Origin of the sequence: Streptomyces alkaliphilus, assembly GCF_014141535.1 — a bacterium.
Taxonomy (GTDB): Bacteria; Actinomycetota; Actinomycetes; order Streptomycetales; family Streptomycetaceae; genus Streptomyces; species Streptomyces alkaliphilus.
On sequence record NZ_VKHT01000185.1, the window covers coordinates 1 to 6,640 of the forward strand.

Genomic DNA, 6,640 nt, shown 5'->3' on the forward strand with positions numbered 1-6,640 from the left:
GAGACAGCGGGAGAGGTGTCGGGAGGAAGCGCCCGGAACCCGACCCTCGCACCGGGCCTTCCATCGGATGGCCCTACCATTTCGACCTGATCCACCGACGATCACCGTCGCCACCACCGACATCACCGAGGGACGAGCACGCAGCGCCATGTCTTGGTTCGAATCACTTGTTCTCGGGCTCGTCCAGGGACTCACCGAATTCCTCCCGATCTCCTCCAGCGCGCACCTGCGGCTCGTCGCCGTCGCCGCGGGCTGGGAGGACCCCGGGGCGGCCTTCACCGCCGTCACCCAGATCGGCACCGAACTGGCGATCCTCATCTACTTCCGCAAGGACATCTGGAACATCGTCTCCACGTGGACCCGTTCCCTGTGGACTCCGGAACTGCGGCGGGACATCAACGCCCGCATGGGATGGCTGGTGATCCTGGGCTCGATCCCGATCGGTGTGTTCGGGGTGCTGCTGAAGGACTCGATCCAGGGCCCCTTCAGGGACCTGCGACTGATCGCGCTCAGCTTCATCGTGCTGGGCATCGCGCTGGCCGTGGCGGACCGCATGGCGATGCAGGCCGAACACGGTGGGCGCCACCGGGCGGCGAAACCGCGCAAGACGATCGAGGACCTCAACCTCCGCGACGGCATCGTCTTCGGTCTGTGGCAGGCGCTGGCCCTGATCCCCGGCATGTCGCGCTCGGGAAGCACGATCACCGGTGGCCTGTTCCTCGGATACACCCGCGCCGCAGCCGCGCGCTACTCGTTCCTGCTGGCGATTCCGGCGGTCTTCGGCTCGGGTCTGTACGAGGTGAGCGAGATCGGCAACGAGGCGGGCCACGTGTCCTGGGGTCCGACGATCTTCGCCACCGTGGTCGCCTTCTTCGTGGGGTACGCGATCATCGCCTGGTTCATGCACTGGGTCAGCACGCGCACTTTCGCCCCCTTCGTCTGGTATCGGATCGTGGTCGGCGTCCTGATCCTGGTGCTGGTGTGGATGGGAGTCCTGGACCCCCTGGCGGGTCAGGAGTTCGGCGGATGAACGACGGCCCGCTGCCCCCGGGGGCGCCGGGCCGTTGCGTGCGGAGAGCCGGGACCCATCGGATCCCGGCTCTCGCCGTTCCCGCTTCTTCCGACCGGGAGGGGGCCCGGCCGACCGACTCCCCTCAGCCCGCCGGGTCCAGGCCGTCCAGCACCCGCTCGCACAGTTCGTGGGTGCGCAGCGCGTCGGCGATGTCGAACCGGCGGCCGGAACGCACATCGTGCAGGAAGGCCAGGACCGCCTGTTCGATGCCGCGCTGGCGGGCGGGGGGAACCCAGTCACCGCGGCGCCGCAGACTCGGCTGTCCCTTGTGGTCGATGACCTCGGCGATGTTGCGGACCTCGCGCTTGGTGTCCTGGCCGGACACCTCGAGAACCTCCTCCGCCGATCCCGAGCGACGATTCATGGCGCCGAGAGCGGTGAAGCCGTTCCCGGACAGGTGGAGCACCACCTGGTGGAGCAGGCCGTCCCGCACCACACCGTCGACCGACACCCGGTCGATCGGGGCGGGAGCCAGGAAGCGCAGGGTGTCGACCACATGGATGAAGTCGTCGTACACCAGGCGGCGGGGGTCCTCGGGCAGACCCACGCGATGTTTCTGGAGCACGATGAGGTCGCGGGGGTGCTCCAGGCACTGGGTGTAGGCCGGCGCGTGGCGACGGTTGAACCCGACCGCGAGACCCACGCCGCGCTCCTCCGCCAGCGCGGCGACCCGTTGGGCGTCGGCGAGATCGTAGGCGAGGGGTTTGTCGACGTACACGGGCACATCGGCCCGCAGCAGAGCCGCCACCAGAGCTGGATGGGTCTCGGTGGGGGCGTGTACGAAGGCCGCGTCCAGCCCGGCCTCCAACAGCGAGTCCAGCGTGCTGTGACGGTGGGAGGCGGGCACCCGGTGGGCGTCACCGATTCGTTCCAGGGTGGTGGTGCTGCGGGTGTGCAGGTGGGGTTCGCAGCCGGGCATGGTGGTGAGCACGGGGAGGTATGCCTTGCGGGCGATGTCGCCCAGGCCGATCACGCCGATCCTCACAGGGCTCCCTCGATGGATGGGGGGTGGTCCGGCGGTCCGCATCCACCGGACGCGACCGGCCCGGCCGGGGCGGTAACGCGCGGGCCGGGGATCGGGATGGGACCGTGTGCGGCAGCATACGCGTCCGCTCCGCCCCGATGGGATGCCCACCGGGGCGCGTCGGAACCGGGGACCGCCTCCGCCCGGTCGGGCCGGCGACGTGCGCCCCTCACGCGGGGTCGGGAATCCGCCAGTCGATGGGGGGCAGGTCGTGCCGGGCGAGTGCGGTGTCGATGGTGCCGAACGGCCGGGACCCCAGGAACTTGCGGGCCGAGAGCGGGGAGGGATGGGCACCGGTGACCACGGTGTGGCGATCGGTGTCGATGAGGGGGAGCTTCTTCCTCGCCCGCGCTCCCCACAGGACGAAAACCGCCGGGCGTTCACGGTTCGAGATCGCCCGGATGACTGCGTCGGTGAAGCGCTCCCAACCACGTCCCTGGTGGGAGTTGGCCTCACCGGCACGGACGGTGAGGACGGTGTTGAGCAGCAGGACCCCCTGCCGGGCCCACGGCATCAGGTACCCCGTGGTGGGGACGGGCACGCCGAGGTCCGCGTGCAATTCCTTGTAGATGTTGCGCAGGGAGGGCGGGACACGGACCCCGGGGCGGACGGAGAAGGCCAAACCGTGCCCCTGGCCCTCACCGTGGTAGGGGTCCTGACCGAGGATGACGACCCGCACCTCCGCGTAGGGGGTGGCTTCCAGCGCGGCGAACACCTGTCCCGGCGGGGGGTAGACGGGACCCGCTTCCCGTTCGGCCTCGACGAAGGCGGCCAACTCCTTGAAGTAGGGCCGGTGCAGTTCCTCACCGAGGACGGTCTGCCAGTCGCCGGGCAGGGTGTCGATCACGGGTTCAACCTCCGGTGTGCGCCTCGTCGTCCGGAATGAAACGACGATCGGGGGCAACGTACCGCGCGGCACCGACAGGCGGTGCCGCGCGGGGGGGTCGGGACCGCGCTTGATCAGGAAACCCCGGCGTTGAGGAAGAGCCCACCGTCCAGCAGCAGGGTCTGGCCGGTCATCCAGGCCGAGTCGGGCGAGGTGAGGAAGGCGACGGCACCGCCGATGTCCTCGGGGGTGCCCAGACGGCCGAGGGGGTACCGGGAGAGCACCTGCTCCTCGCGCCCCTCGTACAGAGCCGCGGCGAAACGGGTGCGAACCACGGCCGGCGCCACCGCGTTGACCCGGACCCCGGGGGCGAACTCGTGGGCCAACTGCTGGGTGAGGTTGATCATCGCGGCCTTGCTCATCCCGTACGCCCCCACGAAGGGCGAGGAGTTGAGGCCGGCCACCGAGGCCACGTTGACGATGGTGCCCCCGTGGTCGCCCTGCCAGGCCGCCCGGGCCCGCTGGGCGAATCCGAGGGCGGACACGACGTTGGTCTCGTAGATCTTGCGCACCACCGCGAGATCCAGGTCCGCGAGACCACCGAAGACGGGATTGGTACCGGCGTTGTTCACCAGGTGGTCCAGACGGCCGTACTCGGCCATCACCCGTTCGACCGCCTCGGCGCGGTGGTCCTCGTCGTGGGCCTTTCCGACCACGTACATGGCGCGGTCGGAGCCGAGTTCCTTCACCGCCTCGCGCAATGACTCCTCGGTTCGGCCGGTGATGCAGACCCGGTCGCCGCGCGCGACCAGGGCCCGGGCGATGCCGAAGCCTATGCCTCGGCTGCCTCCGGTGACCAGGGCCACCCGGCCGGGGTCGGTGGGGGCCGTGGAGGGGTTTTCCGCCCCGGATGCGTCGTTCATGGTCTCGTCTCCCTCAGTTGAGCGGGCCACCGGCCACGTACAGCACCTGCCCCGAGACGAAGCCCGCGTCCTCGCCGGTGAAGAAGGCGACGGCGTTGGCGATGTCCTCCGGGCGGCCCACCCGCTGCACCGGGATGCGGTCGGCGGCGGCCTTCTGAAAGTCCTCGAAGCCCATTCCGACCCGGGCCGCGGTCTGTGCGGTCATATCGGTGACGATGAAGCCGGGGGCGACCGCGTTGGCGGTGATGCCGAACTTGCCGAGTTCCTTGGCGAGGGTCTTGGTGAAGCCCTGCAGGCCGGCCTTGGCGGCGGCGTAGTTGGCCTGGCCGCGGTTGCCCAGCGCCGAGCTGGAGGAGAGGTTGACGACCCGTCCGAAGCCGGTGTCGACCATGTGCTTCTGGCAGGCCCGGGACACCAGGAAGGCACCGCGCAGGTGCACGTTCATCACGGTGTCCCAGTCGTCGTCGCTCATCTTGAACAGCAGGTTGTCGCGCAGCACGCCGGCGTTGTTGACCAGGACCACGGGCGGGCCCAGTTCGGCCGCGACCCGCTCCACGGCGGCGGAGACCCGCTCGGTGTCGGAGACGTCGCAGCCGACGGCCAGGGCGGTGCCGCCGTCGGCGGTGATGCGGTCGACGGTGTCCTTGCAGGCGGCCTCGTCGAGGTCCAGAACGGCGACGGCACGGCCCTCACGGGCCAACCGCACGGCAGTGGCGGCGCCGATGCCGCGGGCCCCTCCGGTCACGATGGCGACGCGCTGAACGGTGGTGGACATGATGGTTCCCCTCGCCGTTGGGTGAAGCGGGGATTCCCCCGCCGACCGCTGGCGAGCGACGACGGATCCCCGAAATGAGCAACCGCTTAGTCTTGTGCGTCTGCGACGCTAGAGGTCCCACCTGCGGCTGTCAACGGCCGCACGGGTGAGGCGGGGCACAACGGGGTTCCGCCCCGGGCCCGGGGACACGGGCAAGGGCACTCCGGCAGGTCACCGTCCGCCGGGGCCGGGTCCCGGTCAGCCCGCCTCCGGCGGCTCCTCCCCCGGCGGGGTCAGACGCAGGAGGCGCTCCAGTTCCGCCTCGGGGTCCCGGGTGAGCCCACTGTGCACCGGGCCCGGCCGCACGACGGTACTGCGCGGGGCGGTCAGCCACCGGAACCGACGGCCCGGATCCTCCGCCGCCGCCTGTCCGGCGGCGGCCCCGCCCCGGCACAGTTCCTCGGCGGCGCGCAGAGCCGCGCGCACACCGGTCACCTCCGCGCCGGGATCAAGCGCGAGCAGGCGGTTCTCGTCCAGGTGCACCCGGGCCCCCAGCCAGGATCGTCCCCCGCACCACAGCAGCACACCCGCGTTGATGGTCTCGTCCCGTTCGGGCCGGGGCACCACGCGCAGCAGGGCGTAGTCGAAGACCTCGCGCGAGGTGTCGGCCGCCTCCCGCGCGCGCCTCGGGCCGCGGGCTCATCGACCCGCTCCCGCGATGGGGAAACCACCGGTCAACCAGCCGGGCGCGCTGCTCGGCCCGTCGGAGGTGGGGGAACCGATGACGATGCGCTCCGCCAGGTTTCGCGCCCGATGGAGCAGTACCTCCACGTGCGCCGCGCGGACCGCCTCGGCCTCGGGGAAGCCGGCCTCGCCCTCCAACCACTCGTCGGGCACCCCGGCCACCACCTCGCGCAGGAGGTCCTCCGTGATCCGCGGCTCCAACTCCGCGCCGGCCGCCCGCGGATCCGGGCCGGCCGGGGCCAGGGCGTGATCGGAGGCATCGTGGGAACGGGTCGCGGCCTCCGCCGCGCCGTCCCAGTTGTGCTGCCAGACCAGGCTCGCCCCGTGATCGATGAGCCACAGGTCGCCGTGCCACACCAGGAGGTTGGGGTTGCGCCAGGACCGGTCGACGTTGCGCACCAGCGCGTCGAACCACACCACCCGCCCGGCCTCCACCGGATCGACGGCATAGGCGAGGGGATCGAATCCGATCGCCCCCGGCAGGAAGTCCATGCCGAGGTTCAGGCCCTCGCTGACGCGCAGCAGGTGCTGCACCTCCTCGTCCGGCTCGGAACGGCCGATGACCGGGTCGAGTCGCAGGAGCACCAAATCGGGGACCCGGAGTCCCGGGCGCCGGGCGAGCTCCCCGGCGACGACCTCGGCCACGAGGGTGCGCCGCCCCTGGCCTGCGCCGTGAAACTTCATCACGTACGTGCCCAGGTCCTCGGCCTCGACGATGCCGGGCAGTGAGCCGCCCTCCCGCAGGGGCGTCACGTAGCGGGTGGCCGCAATCCCGGGGAGCATGTCGCCAGGCTATGCGAGGCCCCGGGTACCGGGCGGCTCGCTTCCCCGGACGGCCCGACGCAGGGCGCGCCCGTACCGGCGGGCCATCAGCCGTTGCGCGAGACGGCCGACGGGGCCGGCCAGTCGGGCCCAGGGGGCCGCGGGGCGGCTGAGGGCGAGAACGGTGAGGTGGACGGAGTCGTCGTCGGCGCGCTCCACCACGAAAGCCTCCTCCCCGCATTCCGGGTGACCGGGGAGGGTGCCGTAGGCGAAACCGACGCGTCGCGCCTCGTGGACCGTCCACACCACCAAGCAGGGGGCGCGGAGCGGTCCGATCCGAACGGTGGCCCGGACACCGGCCGCCGCCTCCGGAGCGCTCGTCTCCACGGCGAGGCCCGCGCCGCGATGCGTCCGCCACGCCAGCACCGCGCGCCCGGCCGCGGCGAACGTTCCGGGGCCGTGGCCCACCGGAACACCGACGCGCAACCGGTGGAATCCGACCGGAGGGGGAGGGCCGCCAGGCCGGGTCATGCCG

The 6,640-nt window shown here is 71.6% G+C and carries 8 protein-coding genes; 1 reads left to right on the plus strand and 7 read right to left on the minus strand.

The genetic code is table 11. The features are described 5' to 3' along the window. Positions 1 to 148 precede the first annotated feature (148 nt). Positions 149 to 1,030: an undecaprenyl-diphosphate phosphatase gene (locus FNQ90_RS08625; RefSeq protein ID WP_182605823.1), complete on the plus strand. Its 882-nt coding sequence runs from the start codon at positions 149 to 151 to the stop codon at positions 1,028 to 1,030. A gap of 124 nt (positions 1,031 to 1,154) precedes the next feature. On the opposite strand, the gene FNQ90_RS08630 is transcribed toward FNQ90_RS08625, so the two are convergent. The 7 genes from FNQ90_RS08630 to FNQ90_RS08660 form a co-directional block, all read right to left on the minus strand. Further along, on the minus strand, positions 1,155 to 2,057 hold the full coding sequence (locus FNQ90_RS08630; protein ID WP_182605824.1) for a Gfo/Idh/MocA family protein: 903 nt from the start codon (positions 2,055 to 2,057) through the stop codon (positions 1,155 to 1,157). 208 nt (positions 2,058 to 2,265) lie between these two features. Continuing rightward, positions 2,266 to 2,943, minus strand: coding sequence for a uracil-DNA glycosylase (gene ung / locus FNQ90_RS08635; protein WP_182605825.1), 678 nt, complete (start codon positions 2,941 to 2,943; stop codon positions 2,266 to 2,268). 113 nt (positions 2,944 to 3,056) lie between these two features. Beyond that, positions 3,057 to 3,845 (minus strand): SDR family oxidoreductase, encoded by a 789-nt coding sequence (locus FNQ90_RS08640; RefSeq protein WP_182605826.1) that lies wholly within the window; start codon positions 3,843 to 3,845, stop codon positions 3,057 to 3,059. A 13-nt stretch (positions 3,846 to 3,858) separates the two neighbouring features. Continuing rightward, positions 3,859 to 4,620 carry a 3-oxoacyl-ACP reductase FabG gene (gene fabG / locus FNQ90_RS08645; RefSeq protein WP_182605827.1) on the minus strand — a complete coding sequence of 254 codons (762 nt, stop codon included), beginning with the start codon at positions 4,618 to 4,620 and terminating at the stop codon, positions 3,859 to 3,861. A 237-nt stretch (positions 4,621 to 4,857) separates the two neighbouring features. Beyond that, positions 4,858 to 5,235, minus strand: a complete 378-nt coding sequence (locus FNQ90_RS08650; protein WP_182605829.1) for a DUF3037 domain-containing protein — start codon at positions 5,233 to 5,235, stop codon at positions 4,858 to 4,860. A gap of 63 nt (positions 5,236 to 5,298) precedes the next feature. Continuing rightward, positions 5,299 to 6,126 (minus strand): HipA family kinase, encoded by an 828-nt coding sequence (locus FNQ90_RS08655; RefSeq protein ID WP_182605828.1) that lies wholly within the window; start codon positions 6,124 to 6,126, stop codon positions 5,299 to 5,301. Between the two features lie 9 nt (positions 6,127 to 6,135). Then, positions 6,136 to 6,640, minus strand: a 505-nt coding sequence (locus FNQ90_RS08660) for a DUF1990 family protein (RefSeq protein ID WP_323379845.1), incomplete at its 5' end; no start/stop codon positions are given.